At 64.3% G+C, this 686-nt stretch carries 1 protein-coding gene; it reads left to right on the top strand.

Translation table 11 applies throughout. The annotated features are described in order from the left end of the window. The coding region (locus IG63_RS0120205) for a tripartite tricarboxylate transporter permease (RefSeq protein ID WP_030486140.1) at window positions 1–594 on the top strand (594 nt) is incomplete at its 5' end. Window positions 595–686 lie beyond the last annotated feature (92 nt).

The following is a 686-nucleotide window of genomic DNA, read 5'->3' as shown; positions in this document are numbered from 1 at the left end:
ATGCTGACCCTCGGTCTGCCGACCACGGCGACCGCGGCGGTCATGCTGGCAGCGTTCCAGCAGTACGGAATCCAGCCAGGACCTCTTTTGTTCCAACGCGAGTCGGAGCTGGTGTGGACGCTCATCGCGAGCTTGTTCATCGGCACCGTCCTGCTGCTGGTGCTGAATCTGCCGCTGGCTCCGGTGTGGGCGAAGCTGTTGCGCATCCCACGGCCCTACCTGTACGCGGGGATCCTGTTCTTCGCCAGCGTCGGTGCGTACGCGGTATCCGGCGATGTAGTGGACCTGGTACTGCTCTTGGTGATCGGCGTCATCGGTTTCATCATGCGCAGATTCGGGTTGCCGCTGCTGCCCGCGATCATCGGCGTCATCCTGGGGCCGAACGCGGAGATGCAGATGCGGCGGGCACTGCAGATCAGTGACGGTTCGCTGAGCGGACTGGTCGACACCTGGTTCGCCAGAATTGTTTACACAATCATCGCGGCGATTCTGCTGTGGCCGATCATCGCGATGGTGGTCCGGAAGCTGCGTGGCGGTAGGGATTCCGCCGGCCCGGATGAGCCCGCGGAGGTCGAAGTGTCGGCGCGGGTATAACCATCGTTCTGGTGCGCTTCTCGGCCGGGGCCCAGCGTGATGAGGGTCTGGGTCCCGGCCGAAGCGTGCGACCGACCAGGGCGGCTACGAGT

It is taken from the genome of Nocardioides aequoreus, from assembly GCF_000720335.1.
GTDB classification, from domain to species: Bacteria; Actinomycetota; Actinomycetes; order Propionibacteriales; family Nocardioidaceae; genus Marmoricola; species Marmoricola aequoreus.
This window is presented reverse-complemented; position numbering and strand designations above follow the sequence as displayed.